Genomic DNA, 18,665 nt, shown 5'->3' with positions numbered 1-18,665 from the left:
TTCACTCCTCCCGGTTGGAGATGACTTTGACAGGGATGCCCTCCCGGACCAGGTGCCGGAAAAAATCCCGCTCCACGTCGGTCTCCTTCACCGTTCCGGCGAAGGTGATCTCCATGGTGTTGCCGTAGCTGATGGAGGCACAGTTGGCCCGGGGCGTGTAGGACTGGCCCAGGATGACCTCCATGCGCTGGATGTGGGGGGCCATTTCCGGCGGAACCGGAAAGGCGCCCGGGTTGGTGTAGGTGGTGGAGTAGGGCCGGCAGCCCACCAGCCGGTAGCTGAGGGCCATGCTCAGGTTTTTCAGGGGGGCCGGCGCCAGCTGGAGAAACTTGTTCTTCTGGAGCATCACGTTGCGGGTGATGACCGCCTGCATCTCCTGGCGTGTGATGTGCAGGCGCATATGGTGGTGGACCTGGGAGACGATCTCCGAAAAGGTGTACTCCCCCAGCTCCGGGTCGATGGAGGGCCGGACGGTGAGGATGAAATTCCGCAGGGTCCGGGAGGGAAAATGGGGCCGGAGGTTGATAGGCACCGCCAGGGCTACCGGCAGCTCCCGCCGCCGCCCCTCCCGGCGCTGCCGGGCCAGGATGGAGGCGATGAGCACCGCAGAGAGGTATTCCGTCACCGAGGCGCCGTAGCCCTTGGCCGCCGCCCGGAGCCGGTCCAGGGGCAGGAGCCCCATGGTGACATTCAGGGTGTAGAAGGGCTCCGGGGTCCCGGTGTTCTGGTATGCCTTCCGTTCCCCCATGCCCCGGCGGACCCGGGACTTGGCATAGCGGAAGTAGGCGTCCTCCCCCTCCTCCGCTGGGGGCGGCTGGGTGATGTCCAGCACTCCGCCGGTATTGGGGATTGCCCAGCCCCGCTCCCGGAGGTAGACCGCCAGCAGAGTCCGCAGAAGGGTCAGGGCCCCCGCGCCGTCGGCCAGGGCGTGGAAGACCTCCAGCGAAATGCGGCGGCCGTAGTAGAAAAAGCGGACGAGCCAGCCGTTGTCCTCCCAGAAGCGGACGGGCTGACAGGGATTCTTCATATCCTCCTTGACGAAGGGGCCGGGGGCGTCGTTGGGCTCAAAGTAGTACCAGAACACACCCCGCTTGATGCGTACCCGGAAGGTGGGGAACCGGGGCATGGTCTTGTCGATGGCCCGCTGGAGGGCCTCCGGGTCCACCAGCTCGGTCATGACGGCGGAGAAGCGGTAAATGGCCGAGTAGTTCTCCCGCTGAATGGCGGAGTACATCATGGCCGCGTTGTCCAGCTTGTACCACGCCTTTTTCTTCCTCTGCGGCTTTGCCATGCCCGCGCCCCCTCTCTGCCCGGTCTGTTGTCCCTCATTATACTACTATTTCCCAGCGTGCACAAGCGGGTGAAATCGGGCGTCCCTCCCACCCTTCTTCTGGCTGCGGAGGAGCCTCCTCCAAATATAGCCAGGTGGAAGGGCCCGATCAGAGCCCTTCCACCTGGCACACAATAGAGAAGGAAAGATGCGTTACAATCAGCGGTAGGTAAAGGTCATGGAGGGATAGTGCGCCAGGGGGTCCGCAAAGGTCCCGCCCACGGCGGCCTCCAGGTGCAGATGGGGCCCGGTGGCCATTCCGGTGGCCCCCACCGCGCCGATGGCCTGTCCGGCTGTCACCGTCTCCCCCGCCGCCACGGACACCTGGGAGAGGTGGCAATACCGGGTGGTTCTGTCTCCCTCGTGGGTCAGGAGCACATAGCTGCCATCGCTACTGTCCCAACCGGCCTCGGCCACCTGGCCGGAGGCCGCCGCCAGCACTGGGGCGCCGCTGGGGGCCGGGATATCCACCCCGTCATGGCTGGTGGTCCGCCCGGAAATGGGGTGGACCCGGGTACCAAAGATCATACTTACCTCGGTATAGCCCGGCAGGGGCCACTGAAGTGTCTCCTCCTGGGCCGAAATTTTCTGGGCTGTCTCTTCTGATCCCTTTGCGGACACAACACTGTAAAGGAATTCCACTTGCAGCTCTAGAACCTCTCCAGACTCGTCGGGAAGCCAGGCCCACAGGGTCAGCTCCATATGGGTCAGGTCATCGTCCGTCAGGTCGAAGACATACCTCTCCCCTGCCTTCCACCGGCCCTGGGTGCCGTCGTTGTCCACCAGATGGAGGCTCATGGACATGCCGTTCTCTCCCTTGTACCGGCCGGAGACCTGGATCAGCCAGTCCGTGTCCGGCTGGTAGCCCGCAGGTATCGTGAAGGAAAATTCCTTGTCAGATAGAGCCACACTCTCCCCCAGGGCGTCCAGGGCCTCTTGGGCCGTCATATCCTCCGTCTGGGCCTGGGCCCGGCCGAAGGTTACCAGGATTCCCAGGAGCATGGCCGCGCACAGGCACAGGCCTGTCAGCAGGACCCCCGTCTTCTTAGCGGTAAACAGGTTCATAATCCGTCCTTTCATCTCTCGCGCCCCTCCGCTTAGGGGCGCGGCGCACCGGGAGCCCGCCGGCGTCCGGGCGGCCCAGCCCAGCAGCACCCCGCCATAGCGGTGGCGGAAGGCGGCGTCCTGCCCCGCCACCACGGCGTCGTCACAGCGCAGCTCCAGGTCCCGCCCCGCCCGTCGGACCATCCACCACACCAGGGGGTTGAACCAGTGGGCGGCGTTGGCCAGGTTCAGCAGGGCCTTGGCCCACAGGTCATGGCGGCGGATGTGGGCCAACTCGTGGCGGAGGACCAGCTCGGCCTCCTCCCCTGCCAGGTCCGGGGGCAGCACCACCACAGGCCGGAGGAGCCCCAGGGACAGGGGTGGCCCTGCCGCCTCCGTGCGGAGGACCCGGGGCGGCCCATGTTCCCCATGCCACAGCCGGGCCAGGAGGATCTGGTCCTCTGGCTTCTCCTCCGCCCCCCGCAGGAGCCTCCGGCGGACCAACAGCGCCCCCGCGCTCTGCCACAACAGCAGCCCGCCGCACCCCGCCAGCCACAGCCACGGAACAGCCTCCTCCCACCGCCAGGCCGGGTCGGGCGTCTCCGGCGTGGAAGCCGGGGCCTGAGGGACCCTCCAGTCCTCAGGTTCCCCCTCTCCCCAGACCTGGGCCGGCTGGGGCGCGGGGAGGCTGAGGACAGCCGCCTCCGGCGGCGCCCACCGCACCGGCAGCAGGAGCCACAGGGCCAGCAGCAGCCACAGCAGGACCCGGCCCTCAGCCCGGTAGCGCCGCTCCAACTGTCCCGACAGGAGCAGCAGGGGCAGCAGCACCACCGAGGTGGTGAGGGAGAGCTCCCCCAGCCGCTGGACCAGCCCGGCCATCACCGCCCCTCCTCCCGAAGGCTGTCCAGCAGCGCCTGGAGGGCCTGAAGCTCCTCCCGGTCCACCGGAGCGCCGTCATAGAGGGCGGCGGCAAACCGGGAGAGGGAACCGCCGTAGAGCTTGTCCAGAAAGCTCCGCCCCTCGCTGCGCTGGTATGCCTCCCGGCTCACCAGGGGGGTGTAGCGGTTGGTCTTCCCCTCCTTCCGGCAGGTGAGGAAGCCCTTCTCCTCCAATCGTTTTAAGTAGCTGTGGAGGGCGCTGGCCGTGAGGGGCCGCTCCAGGGCCTCCAGAATGGCGGGGGCGGTGACCCCTCTTCCCTTGGCCCAGATGACCAGCATGATGTCCAGCTCCGACTCCGGCAGCCGTCCCTGTACGCCCATACAGCGGACCCCCTTCTTGTCTATAGATTTGCATTTGCAGAAGCCTTCTGCAGTTTTATTCTACATTTGCAAAAGCCCTTTGTCAAGAATATTTTTGCAAATGCAGAAAACATATCTCCCATCCCCTGCATATGCTGCGAAAAGCCTCTGCGGGCGCTCCAGACACCGGAGGGATAAACGTGAATTTTCTGTAAAAAGAGGGCCTCAATTCCCCCGGTGGAGCAGATTGGGGCTTGCAAGCCGGATTTCTTTCCTGTATAATGCAACATTGAGTCACCACAGCACTATATTTGAGAGGACTGAACGACAGAAATGAGCGCTTCCAGAGAGAAGAAACAGCGAATGGCCTCTGCGGCCAACGGCCCCACGGAAAAGCAGCGCCGGGAGGCGGCCGAAGCCGGCAAGGCCCGCACCAGGACCATCCTCTATACGGTCACCGGCGTGGTCATCGCCGTGCTGGTCATCGCCCTGCTGGTGTGGCACTCCGGCATTTTGGAAAAGGGTAAACCCGTGGCCACTGTCAACGGCCGGGACTACACCGTGGCCGAGATGGGCTACTATTACTACCCCACTGCCAATATGTACAACCAGTACGGCATCGCCATGGACGAGGCCACCCTCCGGCAGAACGCCCTGGACAGCCTCCACAGTACCGCCGCCCTGGCCGCCGCTGCTGAGGCTGACGGCTTCACCCTCTCTGAGGAGGGAGCCGCCTCTGTAGATGAGACCATCTCCAACCTGAGGACCTACGCCGCCCAGAGCGGACTCTCCTTCACCGCCTATATCCGCAACGCCTACGGTCCCTATATGACCGAGGGGATTCTGCGGGACTGCCTGACCATGGATACCCTGGCCCAGGAGTACTACAACGACCATCGGAACGCCCTGACCTATGAGGAGTCCGAGGTCCAGGCCTACTACGAGGAGCACGCCGGCGAGCTGGACACCTTCACCTACTCCGCCGTCTTTATCGACGGCTCCGCAGAGAGCACCACCGACGACACCGGCAGCACCGTAGAGCCCACCGAGGAGGAGACCACCGCCGCCATGGCGGACGCCCAGGCCATCGCCGATCAGATGATTCAGGATCTGGAGAATGGCGGCGATTTCGACTCCCTGGCCGCCGAGGCCGCCGGGAGCGCCGAGACCACGGACGGTGCCGCTGGGGACGCCGCAACCACCGGGGAGACCGAAGAGACGGAGCCCGTCTCCTATGAGACCACCGAGCTGGGCTCCAGCCTCGCCAACAGCCTCAACGCCGACTGCGCCGAATGGCTCACCGACGCCGCCCGGGAGAGCGGCGACCTGACCACCATTGAGGTGGCCGACAGCGGCTACTGGGTCCTCCGCTTCCAGGACCGCTATCTGGACGAGGAGAGCTGGGGCGATGTGAACGTGCGGCACATCCTCATCCAGGCTGAGGTGGCGGAGGGCGCCGACGCCCCCACCGACGAGGCCCTCCAGGCCGCCCAGGACCAGGCCCAGGCCATCCTGGACCAGTTCAACGCCGGTGAGCAGACCGCTGAGGCCTTTGCCGCCCTGGCGGAGGAGTATTCCGACGACCTCGGCTCCAACACCAACGGCGGACTCTATGAGCATGTCACCCCGAGCACCAGCTTCTTCACCGATTTCCTGGACTGGTGCTTCGCCGGCGGCCGCCAGGTGGGCGACACCGGCCTTGTGGAGAACACCCAGTCCGGCCAGCAGGGCTGGCACATTATGTACCTGGACGCCCAGAACGAGCTGCTGTGGCACTACACCGTCACCAACACCCTGCGGGGCGAGGACATGAGCGCCTGGACCGAGGAGATTGAGACCGCCTACCCCATCGCCAGCGATGAAAAGACCCTGGCTCTGCTGGGCTGAGCGCCAAATTCCCTTCCCGCCCCCGGAGGACCCGCCTCCGGGGGCAGGTCTTCTTTAGGAGGTTTTTCGATGGACCCTCGTTTTCTTCGTACCGAGATGCTCCTGGGCCGGGCGGCGATGGCGCGTCTTTCCGCCGCCCACGTCTGCGTCCTGGGCCTGGGGGGCGTGGGGAGCTGGTGCGCCGAGGCCCTGGCCCGCTCCGGCGTGGGGGAGCTCACCCTCATGGACCAGGACAAGGTGGAGCGCTCCAATCTCAACCGCCAAGCCGAGGCTCTGGAGTCCACTCTGGGCCTCCCCAAGGCTGAGGCCATGGCCATCCGGGTCCGGGACATCGCTCCCGGCTGCCAGGTCCACCCCGTCCAGGGGCGGTATGAGGCCGCTGCCCGGGAGGCCTTCTTCGCCCGGCGCTGCGACTATATTGTAGACGCCATCGACCTGGTGAGCTGCAAACTGGACCTCATCGAACAGGCCCTGGCCCGGGGGATACCCGTGATCTCCGCCCTGGGCACCGGGAACAAGCTGGACCCCTCCCTGCTGCGGGTCTCCGACCTCTCCCAAACCCAGGGCTGTCCCCTGGCCCGGGTGGTCCGCAAGGAGCTGCGGAAGCGGGACATCCTCCACCACAAGGTGGTCTGGTCCCCGGAGATGGCGCGGACCCCCGCCCTTCCCGCCGGGGAAACGCCGCCCCCCGGCCGCCGGAGCATTCCGGGCAGCGTCATGTGGGTTCCCGCCGCCGCCGGCCTCCTGCTGGCCGCCGAGGTGGTCCGGGACCTCACCGCCGAAGGGAGGGCAGACGTATGACAAAGCCGCTGCCCCGGTGGACGGACTGGGCCCGGGAGCTCCAGACCATGGCCCAGGCCGGGCTGACATACTCCACAGACCCCTTTGACCGGGAGCGCTTCCAGCGCATCCGGGAGATCTCCGCCGAAATGGCGGCGGAGGGCTCCGGCCTCCCCCTGGAGCGGGTCACGGACCTCTTTTGCGGGGAGTCGGGCTATCAGACCCCCAAGCTGGAGACCCGGGCCGCCCTGTTCCAGGGAGATGCCATCCTTTTGGTCCAGGAGCGGGACGGTCGCTGGGCCCTGCCCGGGGGCTGGGTAGATGAGAACCTGTCGGTCCGCTCCAACGCCGTCAAGGAGGTGCTGGAGGAGGCTGGCCTGGAGGCGGAGGCCCTGCGCCTCATCGCCCTTCAGGACCGCAACCTCCGAAACCCTCCCCCCTATCTCCACGGCATCTGCAAGGTCTTTGTCCTCTGCCGGGCCCTGGGCGGGCAGTTCCGCCCCAACCTGGAGACCCTGGACAGCGGGTGGTTTTCCCTGGACCGGCTTCCGCCCCTGGCGGAGGAGAAAACCACCACGGAGCAGATCGCCCTGTGCTTTGCCGCCTACCGGGACCCCAACTGGGTGGTCCCCTTCGACTGATGGCCCTTTGCCCGCAAGCTCCCTTTTCCCGCATAAAAGCCTCCCTCCTTCGCCATACTAGGCCCAGGAGGGAGGCTTTTTATGGAAAAGAAGCGGCCCTGGCTGGCCCCCGCCGTGGCGGGGGGGCTGGCGGGCATCGCCAACGGCTTTTTCGGCGGCGGAGGGGGCATGGTGCTGGTGCCCCTCCTCACCGGGCGGTGCGGACTGGACCAGCGGCGGGCCTTCGCCACCTCAGTGGCCATCATCCTGCCCCTTTGCGCCCTCTCCTCGGCCATCTATTTTTTCCGGGGCGGGCTGGACCTGTCCACCGCCCTCCCATACCTGCTGGGGGGGCTGGCCGGGGGCTGGATTGGCGGCAGAGTCTTCCGGCGGCTGAATATGGACTGGCTCCGGCGGGGCTTTGCCCTGCTGATCCTCTACGGGGGCGTCCGGGCCCTGCTGGCCCTGTGAGCTGGCTGGTCTCCCTGGCGGCCGGGGCGGTCACCGGGGTCCTCTCCGGCTTCGGCGTGGGGGGCGGCACCCTGCTGCTCATCTATATGACAGCTTTCGCCGGCGTGGAGCAGCACCTGGCCCAGGGCATCAACCTGCTCTACTTCCTCCCCACTGCCGCCACCGCCCTGCCCGCCCACTTCCGAAACGGATTTGTGGACAAAAAAACAGCAATGCCCGCCATCCTGGCCGGACTGGCGGGCACTGCGGCGGCGGCCTGGGCCGCCACCGCTCTGGATGTAACCCTGCTGCGCCGGTGCTTCGGGGGCTTCCTCCTGGTCATCGGCCTCCGGGAGCTCTTCCGAAAATCATCTAGCGCTCGGTGATCCGGGTGTAGCGCCGGAGGGGATACTCCCCGTCGTGGGCGTCCCCGCAGGTGGAACGGCTCATCTCCCCCGGTCCGGTGACCCGGACCACCCCCGCCCGGAGGAGGAGCAGAGCCAACTCCTCCCGCTCCTCCGGGGCGCAGAGGAGCCCCGCCGTCTGGAGGACCCCCTTGTGCCGCCGGAGCATGGAGAAGAGCTGTGCCCGGGGCAGGGGCTTCACCAGGGGGTTGCCGGACTGATAGGAGAGCTCCAGCTCCCCGTCGGTGCAGGCGGTGAGGGAGCACCCCTCCCCCCGCAGAAGCCGCCGCCCATCGCTGTGGGCGGCCTCCTCCAGGGTGCGGGTGTAGAGGGCCAGGGTCACCTGGGCCGCTGAGCCAGGGTCCAGAGGCGGAGCCTCCCGGGCGGCGGCCTCCAGCACCGGCAGAAAGCTCCGGCAGAAGGCCAGAACCTCCTCCCCGTCCCCAGTTTCCAGGAAGATGGTCTGGCAGGAGCTGCACAAGAGTTGCCGAGTGGTGAGAATGTGCCGGGCCAGGGCAGAGAGGGCCTCCGGGCTCCGTCCCCCCGCTGTCACATAGGCAAAGCTGAGCTTGTGGCCCCACTCGATGAGCTTGCTCCCCTGGGGGGCCAGGCTCCGAACGGCGGAGACCGCCCCCTCTCCGCCCCACACCACAATGCCGTCGGAGAGCTCCGCCATGCGCTTCATGGCCGGGAGGTCGTCGGATGGGGTGTCGAAGACCCAGACATAGGGGGCCAGCTCCGGGGCCTGGTCCACCAGGGCCTTCAGCAGCAGCACTGAGAGCCCCTGGTCGGCCTGGGGCAGCTTCAGAAGGTTGACGTTGCCGGTGAGGAGCCCCTCCACCACACTGTAGGCGGGCAGCCCGTCCACATTCCCGGCGGCGATGTGGAAGAGGACCCCCAGGGGCAGCACCTGCCGGGTGAAGGACAGCCTGGCGTGGGGCGGCTCCAGGCGGCGGGGTGCGGTGAAGTCCCGGCCCAGCTCCAGCTCCAGCTTGTACTCCAGGCTGTCCCGGCGCATCAGGGCGGCGGCGGAGCGGACCTGCTCCCGGGTAAAGCGCTCCTCCAGGCCCAGGGAGGCCAAGAGGCCGTCGAACTCCCCCGCCAGCAGCCGCCCGGCCAGGGCGTCGCAGGCGGCGATCACCACCTCCGCCGGGGGCGGGGGGCGCCGGAGGACCTGGGAGATCTCCGCCCCCAGCCCCTCCAGGAGGGTATTCTGCTCCTCCGTGGGCCGGAGGACGCCGTTGGCCAGGATCACAGGCCCATCCCCTTTCTCAGCTCATCGGCGCCGGCGGCGCAGGTTTTGATGCCGGTCATTCCCACCCGGCCGATGATCTCCAGCCAGGGGGAGACAGCGCCGCAGCCGCAGTCCGTCCCTTCGTGGAGAACCCCCAGGTCGTCAGTCATGATGCTCAGCACCGGAACGCTTTTGAGCATGGGGGTCAGAAGATTTACCAGTCCCACCGTCCCCCATGGCGCCGGCTGGAGCGTCTGGACGTCCCGGATGATAACCCGGCTGTAGACCGGCACATGGAAGTGGTGGTTGCGGCAGTCGGCGTAATAGATGGGGTGCTCCACCGCACCGAAGGACTCATAGACGTGCGCCTCCGGGATGGCAAAGCGCTCCCAGGCCTTGGCGTAGAAGGTCTCCTTGTCCACCTTTTCCCGGTAGAACTGCTTCCAGCCACCCCCCAGGAAGATCTTGGAGCCCTTAGGCAGTGGAAACCGCAGGCCCCGCCGCTCCAGCTCCTCCATCAGAAAGTAGGTGTAGGAGGGAAAGCCCATAAACCGGGTGGGAAACCGGGAGCGGGCATAGCGCTCCAGGGCCCGGATCAGACCCTCGAAGTCCACATAGTAGCCCTCCTTCCCATATTTCAGGGCGTACTCCCGGTGGATGGCGGGGGTGATATAGGTGTAGCCTGTGGCCGTCTTGGCCACGGCGGTCTGATTGCTCTTGTGGGGCTGGTAGCCCAGGATAAGGTAGTTGGTGGGCACCGGGGAGAGAAAGTGGTGGTAGCGCAGTATCCGCAGCACCATGTGAACGCCCGCCCACAGCCCCCCGGCCTCAAAGCCGATTACGCTCTTCTTCCCCCGGGTGCCCGAGGAGGTGGCCCGGATGAGCATCCGCGACTGCGGCAGGGAGAAGAGCTGGTGGGATTTCAGGTACAGGGTGGTGAGGAAGGGCAGGTCCGCCAGGTCCGCCGGGGTCTGGAGCCCCTCCGGCCGGAAGCCGAAGTGGTCCAGAATGGCCCGGTACTCGGGACAGTGGGCATAGTGGAAGGTGCAGCTGTCCCGCATGGCGGCCACAAAGAGGTCCTCCGTCCCCGCCACGTCATAGGGGTCCTTCCAGGTGAAGAGGCGATGGCGGTTCCCCATGTCATATCCCCTCCCCTGCTTCGCCCTCCAGACGCTTCCGGGTCAGGTAGCCCTCCAGAATCAGGGAGGCCGCCACGGCATCCACCGTCCTCCGGTGCTGCTTCATCCGCCTGCCCCCGGCGTGGAGGATGCCGTGTGCCTCGATGGTGGTGCGCCGCTCGTCCCAGAGTACCACGGGCCGCCCCACAGCCGCCTCCAGGGTCTTCCCGAAGGCCCGGCAGAGCTCCCCACGGGGGCCCTCGGTGCCGTCCATGTTCCGGGGAAGGCCCAGCACCAGCTCCTCCACGCCGGCTTCCGCCGCCATGCGGGCGATTTGGGCGCATACCTCCTCCGGCCGGCGGCTGTGGATGACCTCGGTGCGCCCCGCCAGCAGCCCTGTGGGGTCGGAGATGGCGACGCCGGTCCGGGCATCGCCGTAGTCAATGGCCATGATCCTCATATCCTCCGCTCCTTTCCCCACCACTATATATGCCCAGGGGAACCCTTGTCAAGGCCAGAAAATCATGCTTGACTTTTGACTGCGGCTGTGATAGTCTAATACCACCTATGAAAAAGGGCTCTTTTTTTGTGCGCATTTTTACGGTGTAATGGGCGCAAACCCTTCCCCTCCCCTGGAGGACATAGGGAGGCCGATCGTGCCGAACCTGCCGTGTTTGGAAAGGGGACGGGCTTCTTCCCGTACCTTCCTTTTGACATGCTGGGATTCGGCAGAGCCGGGCCCGGCATTTTTTGTTGGGCCCGAACCATACAAGGAGGTGCCGAAACATGGCAAAAGCTGGTGCGCGGGTTAAGATCACCCTCAGATGCTCCGAGTGCAAACAGCGCAACTATGTCACCAACAAGAACAAGAAGAACACTCCTGACCGTCTGGAGAGAAACAAGTACTGCCCCTTCTGCAGGAAGCACACGCTCCACACAGAGACCAAGTGATGAGTATTGCGGAAGTGTCACAAGAAGGAAGGGTGAAACTGAATGTCTGAGAACGAGAAGATCCAGAAGACCGGCTCCAACGTCCCTGCCTCTTCCAAACCTGCCAAGGCGGAAAAGAAGGCCAAGAAGGACGAGAAGCCCGGCGCTTTCCAGCGTATCGCCCGGTGGTTCCGCGAGATGAAAAGTGAGCTGAAGAAGGTCGTGTGGCCCACGTCCAAGCAGACCGTCAACAACACGCTCACCGTCATCGCCTGCGTCATCGTGGTGGGTATCTTCATCTGGATCTTCGATTGGCTGGCCGGCGCCATCATCTCCGCCCTGCTGGACTTGTTCCGGGGTTAAGAGGGCGCGGTCATGTCAGATAGCGCAAAGTGGTATGTGGTTCATACCTATTCCGGGTATGAGAACACCGTGAAGGCCACCATTGAAAAGCATGTGGAAAACCGCAACATGCACGATCTCATCCATGAGGTGAAGATCCCCCTGGAGACGGTCACCGAGATCACCGACAACGGCCCAAAGGTGGTGGAGCGCAAGGTGTTCCCCGGCTATGTGCTGGTGAAGATGGTGATGACCGACGAGACCTGGCACCTGGTCCGCAACGTCCGGGGCGCCACGGGCTTTGTGGGCTCCGGAGACAAGGCGATCCCCCTCACGGAGGAGGAGATTGCCGCCCTGGGCGTGGAAAAGCGCGAGGTGGTGGTCTCCTATCAGGTGGGCGACACCGTAAAGATCACCGACGGCGCCCTGGAGTCCTTCCTGGGGACCGTGGAGGAGATTGACCTGGACCGCAGCAAGGTCCGCGTGGTGGTCTCCATGTTCGGCCGGGAGACCCCGGTGGAGCTGGAGCTGGACCAGGTGGAGCCGGTCCAGAGCTGAGAGGACCGTTCCGGCGGTGTGCCGCCGCTCTCTCAACGGGCGGACCCCCGCCCCGCTGTCAAGGCACAAGTGGGAGGGATGCTTCGGGCATCCCGTTCCAACCACATTATTCGTAGGAGGTGCTCATTGTGGCACAGAAAGTAACTGGTTACGTCAAACTGCAGATTCCGGCCGGCAAGGCGACTCCCGCTCCCCCGGTTGGCCCCGCCCTGGGCCAGCACGGCGTCAATATCGCCGCCTTTACCAAGGAGTTCAACGAGCGGACCAAGAACGACGTGGGCATGATTATCCCCGTCATCATCACCGTCTATGCCGACCGTTCCTTCACCTTTATCACCAAGACCCCTCCCGCCGCCGTGCTCATCAAGAAGGCCTGCGGCATCGAGTCCGGCTCCGGCGTGCCCAACAAGACCAAGGTTGCCCAGCTCAAGAAGGACGACCTGCGGAAGATCGCCGAGACCAAGATGCCCGACCTGAACGCGGCCTCCATCGAGGCCGCCATGAGCATGATCGCCGGTACCGCCCGCTCCATGGGCGTCACCGTGGAAGAGTAAGGGAAGGAGGCAGAAAACGATGTTCAGAGGCAAGAAATATACCGATTCTGCCAAGCAGATCGACAAGTCCATGCTCTACGATACCGCCGACGCCATGGCCCTGGTGGTGAAGACCGCCCCCGCCAAGTTCGACGAGACCGTGGAGCTCCATGTGAAGCTGGGCGTGGACTCCCGCCACGCCGACCAGCAGGTCCGCGGCGCCATCGTGCTGCCCCACGGCACCGGCAAGACCCAGCGGGTGCTGGTCTTCGCCAAGGGCGACAAGGCCGAGGCCGCCAAGGCCGCCGGCGCCGACTTCGTGGGCGAGATGGACATGGTCCAGAAGATCCAGTCTGAGAACTGGTTTGACTACGACGTAGTGGTGGCCACCCCCGACATGATGGGCGTGGTGGGCCGTCTGGGTAAGCTCCTGGGCCCCAAGGGCCTGATGCCCTCCCCCAAGGCTGGCACCGTCACCCCCGACGTGGCCAAGGCCGTCACCGAGATCAAGGCCGGTAAGGTGGAGTACCGTCTGGACAAGACCAACATCATCCACTGCCCCATCGGCAAGGTCTCCTTCGGCCCCGAGAAGCTGGCGGAAAACTTCAACGCCCTCATGGGCGCCATCATCAAGGCCAAGCCCGCCGCCGCCAAGGGCCAGTATATCAAGAGCTGTGTCGTGGCCTCCACCATGGGCCCCGGCGTGAAGGTCAACGGCGCCAAGCTCGTCTGACGGCCGTACCTAAGAAAAAATATCGGTCCCGGACAGTTTTCTGCTTGACATAGACTGTCCGGGCTGATATAATATTCTGCGTGTTCAGAGACAGCAGGTGGCCCTTCTCCGTAAATCCTGCCGAGAATACAGTATTAGTGCTGACCTATGCTGTTTTCGCGCTCTGAGCGCGGAAACAGCATTTTTGATTTCGGAGGTGAATCCCACATGCCTAATGCAAAGGTCCTGAGCGAGAAGCAGGCCATCGTGGCCGAGCTGACCGAAAAGCTGAAGGCCGCTTCCAGCGGTGTTCTGGTGGACTACAAGGGCATCACCGTGGCCGAGGATACCGCCCTGCGCACCGAATGCCGCAAGAGCGAGCTGGACTACGCCGTGGTGAAGAACACCCTGCTCCGTTTCGCCATCAACAACGTGGGGATGGAGGAAATGGATTCCGTGCTCAACGGCACCACTTCCCTGGCCCTCAGCAACGGCGACCCCATCGCCCCCATGCGCGTCATCAACAAGTTCTCCAAGCAGTTCAACGGCGCTAAGTTCACCATCAAGGCCGGCTTTATGGACGGCAAGGTCCTCTCCATGGACGAGATCATGGCCCTGGCCGAGCTGCCCAGCAAGGAGGTCCTCCAGGCCCAGGTGCTGGGCACCATGCTGGCCCCCATCACCAGCCTGGCCATCGTCCTGAAGGCCATCTGCGAGCAGAAGGGCGGATCTGTCGAGCCCGCCGAGGCTCCCGCCGCCGAGTAAGCGGCCCCTTCCCATCATCCTTTCGTTTACAAATGTATTTTTAGGAGGTAACATATCATGGCTTCTGAGAAAATCACCGCCCTCATTGAAGAGGTCAAGGGTCTGACCGTTCTGGAGCTCTCCGAGCTGGTGCACGCTCTGGAGGAGGAGTTCGGCGTGTCCGCCGCCGCTATGACCGCTCCCACCACCAGCGGCACTACCGCTCCCGCCGCTGAAGAGAAGACTGAGTTTGACGTGGTGCTGGCCGAGGTCGGCTCCGAGAAGATCAAGGTCATCAAGGCCGTCCGCGAGATCACCGGTCTGGGCCTGGCTGAGGCCAAGGGCCTGGTGGAGGCCACTCCCAAGGCTGTCAAGGAGGGTGTCTCCAAGGACGAGGCCGAGGAGCTCAAGAAGAAGCTGGAGGAAGTCGGCGCCAAGGTGGAGCTGAAGTAAGTCCCCCGCTTTTGCTCTCATTTCTCATCAAAGGGGCGCCATGTCCCTGAAGCATGACGCCTAGGAGTCCGAGGTAATTTCGCTGCCTCGGGCTCTTTTTTATTTAAGAACCAAGTTCCTCCCCCCCCTTGATTGCCCTGATTCAGAACTTTTTGGCCCTGCTGAATTGGTTTGAAACAAGGCGGGCCCCATGATTTGGATGTCAAAAACATGGGACAAATGGACGATTTCAAAGGGGACGTTCACATGCCCTTTTTGGTTCATTTAACTCAAACTTCGCACCCCGCTTTTATCCCCGGAAAGCGGGGCTATTTGGATTCGGGCAAGTAAGCTCCTTTACTCATCTTTGAAATGAAAGTTGAATAATCTTAAGAATAATCCGAATAAAATTGGATTTTCGATACGTATTATGGATTTTTCTCAGGGTGCGAAGTTTGAGTTATCTTACCAGAAAAAGGGGACTTGTTCCCATTTTATTTACTCATGCGTTTGTCGCGGGTTCCCGCGCTCCGGGCTTGAGATTTTTCCATACCTGTGATAAAATATCGTCCTGCATGAGAAACCCCTCCCATCTGGTATCCCCCCGGCCGCCGGGCGCATACCTTAAAAAGAGAACATTCAACCGGAAAAGGAGCTTCTGTCTATGAAGATCGTCGTCATGGCGGGGGGGCTGAGCCCCGAACGGAACGTATCTCTGTCCTCTGGGGTCATGATCGCCGAGGCCCTGCGGAGCCGGGGCCACCGGGCCGCCCTGGTAGACCTCTACTTCGGCCTGGAGGACTGGCCCGGGCCGCCTGAGGCCCTCTACGACGCCCCCCTGCCCCAGGCGTGGCGGCAGGTGGACCACGCCGCCCCCGACCTGGCGGAGGTCAAGGCCCGGCGGCGGGCGGCGGGCGAAAATCAGTTCGGCCCCGGGGTGCAGGACCTCTGCGCTGCGGCGGACGCCGTCTTCCTGGCCCTCCACGGCGCCTGCGGGGAGGACGGCCGGGTCCAGGCCGCCCTGGACCTGATGGGCGTCCCCTACACCGGCTCCGGCTATCTGGGAAGCGCCATCGCCATGGACAAGGACCTCACCAAGCGCCTGGCCGCCCAGGCCGGGATTGCCACCGCCCCCTGGCGGCTCCTCACCTATACCGGGGCTGACATCCCCGCCCTGGTCCGGGAGCTGCCCCTCCCCTGCGTGGTCAAGCCCATGGACGGCGGCTCCTCCATCGGGGTGTCCATCGCCCACACCTCTCAGGAGCTCACCGAGGCCCTGGAGCAGGGTCTGGCCTTTGGCGGCCGGGTCCTGGCCGAGAGGTATCTCCAGGGCCGGGAGATTCAGGTAGGGGTTCTGGAGGACCGGGCCCTGCCCTCCATCGAGATCATCCCCAAGCAGGGCTTTTACGACTACGAGAACAAGTACCAGCCCGGCGCGGCGCTGGAGGTCTGCCCTGCCCCGGTGGATCCTGAGCTGGAGCGCCGCCTGGGCGAGACCGCCCTGGCGGTCCACCGGCTTCTGGGGCTGGCGGCGTACTCCCGGACCGACTTCATTGTGGACGGGGACGGTACGCCCTGGCTGCTGGAGATCAACACCCTGCCCGGCATGACTCCCACCAGCCTCCTGCCCCAGGAGGCGGCGGCGGTGGGCATCGGCTACCCGGAGCTGTGTGAGCGCATCCTCACCGCCTCCCTGGCCGCCCGCCGGGCGGGGCGCTGAGCCCGCCCGGGAGAACCCGCGAGAGAAGGAGAAGGAAGGATATGGAGCCCATCACCATCCGCGAGATTCTGGAAGCCGTGGACGGCACCCTGCTGGGGGAGTTCCGGGACCTGGACCAGACCGTCACCCACGTCTTCACTGACAGCCGGAAGCCAGACCCAGGCGCCCTCTTCCTCCCCCTGGTGGGGGAGCGATTTGACGGTCACGCCTTCATCCACGATGCCCTGGAGGGGGGGGGCGCCGGGTGCTTCACCCAGCGGGAGCGGGAGAGCTACCTTCCGGATAAGTTCTATATTAAGGTGAGCGGCACCCAGCGGGCCCTCCGGGACCTGGCCCGCTGGTACAGGAAGCGCTTTTCCATCCCCTTTGTGGCCATCACCGGCAGTGTGGGTAAGACCACCACCAAGGACATGGTGGCGGCGGTGCTGGGAGAGCGGTACCAGGTCCTCAAGACCGAGGGCAACTTCAACAATGAGGTGGGCCTTCCCCTGACCCTGCTGCGGCTCAACCACACCCATGAGATCTGCGTGGTGGAGATGGGCATGAACCACTTTGGGGAGATTGATTACCTCAGCGCCATTGTGGAGCCAGACGTGGCCGTTATCACCAACATCGGGGACTCCCACATTGAGAACCTGGGCTCCCGGGAGAGTATCTTGAAGGCAAAGTGCGAGATTTTCTCCCACATGGACCCCAAGACGGGCTATGTCATCCTCAACGGGGACGACCCTCTGCTCCAGAGCATCCGGCCCCGGCTCCCCTTTGAGACGGTCTATGTGGGGGCGGCGGAGGGCCTGGAGTACCGGGCCACCGACGTGGTCACAGATGGGGAGCGGAGCGTCTCCTGCCACGTCTCCACCCCCCGGGAGGGCTTCGATGTGGAGATTCCCGCCCTGGGCAGCCACATGCTCTACCCCACCCTCACCGCTGCGGCGGTGGCTGAGCACTTCGGCATGACCGGGGAGGAGATCGCCCGGGGGGTCCACCGCTTCGCCCCCACCAAGATGCGGATGAACATCCTCAAGCGGGGAAACGGCATTACCATTCTCAACGACACCTACAACGCCAACCCCCAGTCCATGCGGGCGGCGGTGGAGGTCCTCTCCAAGAGCGGCGGCGGCTACAAGCTGGCGGTGCTGGGGGACATGTTCGAGCTTGGGCCCTTTGCCCCGGTGCTCCACGCCGGGGTGGGGGCCTACCTGGGCAAGGCCGGGGTGGACTGCCTGGTGGCCGTGGGGGAGCAGTCCCGCCACATCTACGAGGCCGCCCGGGACGCTCTGGTCCCCGAGGTCCACTGGTACGCCACCAAGGAGGAGGCCAAGCCTGTCCTGGCGGAGCTGGTCCGCCCCAACGCCACCATCCTGGTGAAGGCCTCCCGGGGCATGGCCTTTGAGGAGCTGGTGGAGTATTTGAAGTCCATTACCCCGGAGGCGTGACAAACACAACAAAAAGGCCCGGACGGCAAAGTGCCGTCCGGGCCCCTGGAAGGCCGGGATTTTCACCCGAACAGGTTCGCCAGCTTTTCCCGGAAGGGCGGGTGGATCACGCCCTTCTCCGTGACGATGCCCGTCAGAAGCCGGTGGGGGGTCACGTCGAAGGCGGGGTTACAGACCCCCACCCCCTCCGGGGCCGTCTGAACCCCGGCGAAGTGGGTGACCTCGTCGGGGGAACGCTCCTCGATGACGATATGACTCCCGTCGGGGATGGACAGGTCGATGGTGGAGGAGGGCAGTACCGTATAGAAGGGGATGCCGTGGTACTGGGCCAGCACCGCCACGGAGTAGGTGCCGATCTTGTTGGCAAAGTCCCCGTTGGCCGCCATGCGGTCACAGCCCAAAAAGACCAGGTCGATCTTCCCCTGGGCCATGAGGCTGGCGGCCATGCTGTCGGTGATGAGGGTGGCGGGGATGCCATCCTTCATCAGCTCCCAGGCGGTGAGCCGGGCCCCCTGTAGGAGGGGGCGGGTCTCGTCGCAGTAGACCATGGCCACATGCCCGGCGGCGTGGGCTGCCCGCACCACCCCCAGGGCGGTGCCGTAGCCCCCGGTGGCGATGGCCCCGGCGTTGCAGTGGGTGAGAATCCGGGCCCCCTTGGGCGCCAGGGAGGCCCCGTGTTTGCCGATTTTTCGGTTCATGGCGATATCCTCTCGGTGGATGGCCTCGGCCTCCCGGATGAGGGCAGGAATGCTCTGGGGGGTCCAGCCCTGGAACTCCAGCACCCCCCGCATCCGGTCCAGGGCCCAGAAGAGGTTCACCGCCGTGGGGCGGCTGGCCGCCAGGGTCTCCAGGGCGGCCTCCAGCCCCGGCCGGAAGTCCCCTGGCCGCTCCTGGTATTCTAGGGCGGCCAGGCATACGGCGTAGGCCGCCGAGATGCCGATGGCCGGCGCACCCCGGACCACCAGGCGGCGGATGGCCTCCGCCACGGCGCGGTAGTCGGTGTAGTCGTCCCAGACCTCCTCCACCGGGAGCTTGGTCTGGTCTAACAGGGCAAGGGCTGTCCCCTGCCAGCGAATGGCGTCCATATGCGCCGCCTCCTATCCTCACATTTGTGTGTACTATTGTACCACAGCCAGCCTCCGGCGTCAAAGCC

At 64.8% G+C, this 18,665-nt stretch carries 21 protein-coding genes; 14 read left to right on the top strand and 7 right to left on the bottom strand.

Annotation, left to right across the window (positions count from 1 at the left end; translation table 11 throughout):
- Window position 1: 1 nt before the first annotated feature.
- The 3 genes from Q0K09_RS01635 to Q0K09_RS01625 all read right to left on the bottom strand — a co-directional run bounded on the left by Q0K09_RS01635 (window position 2) and on the right by Q0K09_RS01625 (window position 3,633).
- Window positions 2-1,291: a hypothetical protein gene (locus Q0K09_RS01635; protein WP_294472088.1), complete on the bottom strand. Its 1,290-nt coding sequence runs from the start codon at window positions 1,289-1,291 to the stop codon at window positions 2-4.
- 198 nt (window positions 1,292-1,489) lie between these two features.
- Entirely contained in the window at window positions 1,490-3,253 is a 1,764-nt protein-coding gene (locus tag Q0K09_RS01630; protein ID WP_294472086.1) for a M23/M56 family metallopeptidase, read from the bottom strand.
- Window positions 3,253-3,633, bottom strand: coding sequence for a BlaI/MecI/CopY family transcriptional regulator (locus Q0K09_RS01625; protein WP_294472084.1), 381 nt, complete (start codon window positions 3,631-3,633; stop codon window positions 3,253-3,255). Before Q0K09_RS01625 ends, Q0K09_RS01630 begins: the two co-directional genes overlap by 1 nt.
- Window positions 3,634-3,945: 312 nt before the next feature.
- Between Q0K09_RS01625 and Q0K09_RS01620 the strand changes: the two genes are divergently transcribed.
- The 5 genes from Q0K09_RS01620 to Q0K09_RS01600 all read left to right on the top strand — a co-directional run bounded on the left by Q0K09_RS01620 (window position 3,946) and on the right by Q0K09_RS01600 (window position 7,735).
- Window positions 3,946-5,499 (top strand): peptidylprolyl isomerase, encoded by a 1,554-nt coding sequence (locus tag Q0K09_RS01620; protein ID WP_294472083.1) that lies wholly within the window; start codon window positions 3,946-3,948, stop codon window positions 5,497-5,499.
- A 69-nt stretch (window positions 5,500-5,568) separates the two neighbouring features.
- Window positions 5,569-6,300: a tRNA threonylcarbamoyladenosine dehydratase gene (locus Q0K09_RS01615; protein WP_294472082.1), complete on the top strand. Its 732-nt coding sequence runs from the start codon at window positions 5,569-5,571 to the stop codon at window positions 6,298-6,300.
- Entirely contained in the window at window positions 6,297-6,920 is a 624-nt protein-coding gene (locus Q0K09_RS01610; RefSeq protein WP_294472081.1) for an NUDIX hydrolase, read from the top strand. Before Q0K09_RS01615 ends, Q0K09_RS01610 begins: the two co-directional genes overlap by 4 nt.
- A gap of 81 nt (window positions 6,921-7,001) precedes the next feature.
- Complete coding sequence (locus tag Q0K09_RS01605; protein WP_294472080.1) at window positions 7,002-7,370, top strand: sulfite exporter TauE/SafE family protein; 369 nt, start codon at window positions 7,002-7,004, stop codon at window positions 7,368-7,370.
- Window positions 7,367-7,735, top strand: coding sequence for a sulfite exporter TauE/SafE family protein (locus tag Q0K09_RS01600; RefSeq protein WP_294472079.1), 369 nt, complete (start codon window positions 7,367-7,369; stop codon window positions 7,733-7,735). The genes Q0K09_RS01605 and Q0K09_RS01600 overlap by 4 nt, the downstream gene beginning before the upstream one ends.
- Here the strand turns inward: Q0K09_RS01600 and Q0K09_RS01595 are convergent.
- Genes Q0K09_RS01595 through ruvX form a run of 3 tightly spaced genes read right to left on the bottom strand, consistent with a single transcriptional unit; the run spans window position 7,722 to window position 10,565 of the window.
- Entirely contained in the window at window positions 7,722-9,008 is a 1,287-nt protein-coding gene (locus tag Q0K09_RS01595; RefSeq protein ID WP_294472078.1) for an acyl-CoA reductase, read from the bottom strand. The genes Q0K09_RS01600 and Q0K09_RS01595 overlap by 14 nt on opposite strands.
- Entirely contained in the window at window positions 9,005-10,126 is a 1,122-nt protein-coding gene (locus Q0K09_RS01590; protein WP_294472077.1) for an acyl-protein synthetase, read from the bottom strand. The genes Q0K09_RS01595 and Q0K09_RS01590 overlap by 4 nt, the downstream gene beginning before the upstream one ends.
- A 1-nt stretch (window position 10,127) precedes the next feature.
- Complete coding sequence (ruvX, locus tag Q0K09_RS01585; protein WP_294472075.1) at window positions 10,128-10,565, bottom strand: Holliday junction resolvase RuvX; 438 nt, start codon at window positions 10,563-10,565, stop codon at window positions 10,128-10,130.
- A gap of 326 nt (window positions 10,566-10,891) precedes the next feature.
- Between ruvX and rpmG the strand changes: the two genes are divergently transcribed.
- The 9 genes from rpmG (at window position 10,892) to murF (ending at window position 17,512) form a co-directional block, all read left to right on the top strand.
- Window positions 10,892-11,056, top strand: coding sequence for a 50S ribosomal protein L33 (gene rpmG / locus Q0K09_RS01580; RefSeq protein ID WP_033119311.1), 165 nt, complete (start codon window positions 10,892-10,894; stop codon window positions 11,054-11,056).
- Between the two features lie 42 nt (window positions 11,057-11,098).
- A complete protein-coding gene (gene secE, locus Q0K09_RS01575) occupies window positions 11,099-11,398 on the top strand; it encodes a preprotein translocase subunit SecE (RefSeq protein ID WP_294472060.1) in 300 nt (99 codons plus the stop codon).
- 12 nt (window positions 11,399-11,410) lie between these two features.
- Window positions 11,411-11,935: a transcription termination/antitermination protein NusG gene (gene nusG / locus Q0K09_RS01570; protein ID WP_294472058.1), complete on the top strand. Its 525-nt coding sequence runs from the start codon at window positions 11,411-11,413 to the stop codon at window positions 11,933-11,935.
- 128 nt (window positions 11,936-12,063) lie between these two features.
- On the top strand, window positions 12,064-12,489 hold the full coding sequence (rplK, locus tag Q0K09_RS01565) for a 50S ribosomal protein L11 (protein ID WP_294472056.1): 426 nt from the start codon (window positions 12,064-12,066) through the stop codon (window positions 12,487-12,489).
- 19 nt (window positions 12,490-12,508) lie between these two features.
- On the top strand, window positions 12,509-13,201 hold the full coding sequence (gene rplA, locus Q0K09_RS01560; RefSeq protein ID WP_294472053.1) for a 50S ribosomal protein L1: 693 nt from the start codon (window positions 12,509-12,511) through the stop codon (window positions 13,199-13,201).
- A 207-nt stretch (window positions 13,202-13,408) separates the two neighbouring features.
- Complete coding sequence (gene rplJ, locus Q0K09_RS01555; protein ID WP_294472051.1) at window positions 13,409-13,945, top strand: 50S ribosomal protein L10; 537 nt, start codon at window positions 13,409-13,411, stop codon at window positions 13,943-13,945.
- Between the two features lie 57 nt (window positions 13,946-14,002).
- Window positions 14,003-14,377 (top strand): 50S ribosomal protein L7/L12, encoded by a 375-nt coding sequence (gene rplL, locus Q0K09_RS01550; RefSeq protein ID WP_294472050.1) that lies wholly within the window; start codon window positions 14,003-14,005, stop codon window positions 14,375-14,377.
- Window positions 14,378-15,020: 643 nt separating this feature from the next.
- Window positions 15,021-16,076, top strand: a complete 1,056-nt coding sequence (locus Q0K09_RS01545) for a D-alanine--D-alanine ligase (RefSeq protein WP_294472048.1) — start codon at window positions 15,021-15,023, stop codon at window positions 16,074-16,076.
- A 41-nt stretch (window positions 16,077-16,117) separates the two neighbouring features.
- Window positions 16,118-17,512, top strand: coding sequence for a UDP-N-acetylmuramoyl-tripeptide--D-alanyl-D-alanine ligase (gene murF, locus Q0K09_RS01540; RefSeq protein ID WP_294472046.1), 1,395 nt, complete (start codon window positions 16,118-16,120; stop codon window positions 17,510-17,512).
- 62 nt (window positions 17,513-17,574) lie between these two features.
- Here murF and mtnA read toward each other — a convergent pair whose 3' ends face one another.
- Window positions 17,575-18,597: an S-methyl-5-thioribose-1-phosphate isomerase gene (mtnA, locus tag Q0K09_RS01535; protein ID WP_294472044.1), complete on the bottom strand. Its 1,023-nt coding sequence runs from the start codon at window positions 18,595-18,597 to the stop codon at window positions 17,575-17,577.
- Window positions 18,598-18,665: the final 68 nt, after the last annotated feature.

Source organism: uncultured Intestinimonas sp. (assembly GCF_944387725.1).
In the GTDB taxonomy this organism is placed as follows: domain Bacteria; phylum Bacillota; class Clostridia; order Oscillospirales; family Oscillospiraceae; genus Intestinimonas.
This window is presented reverse-complemented; position numbering and strand designations above follow the sequence as displayed.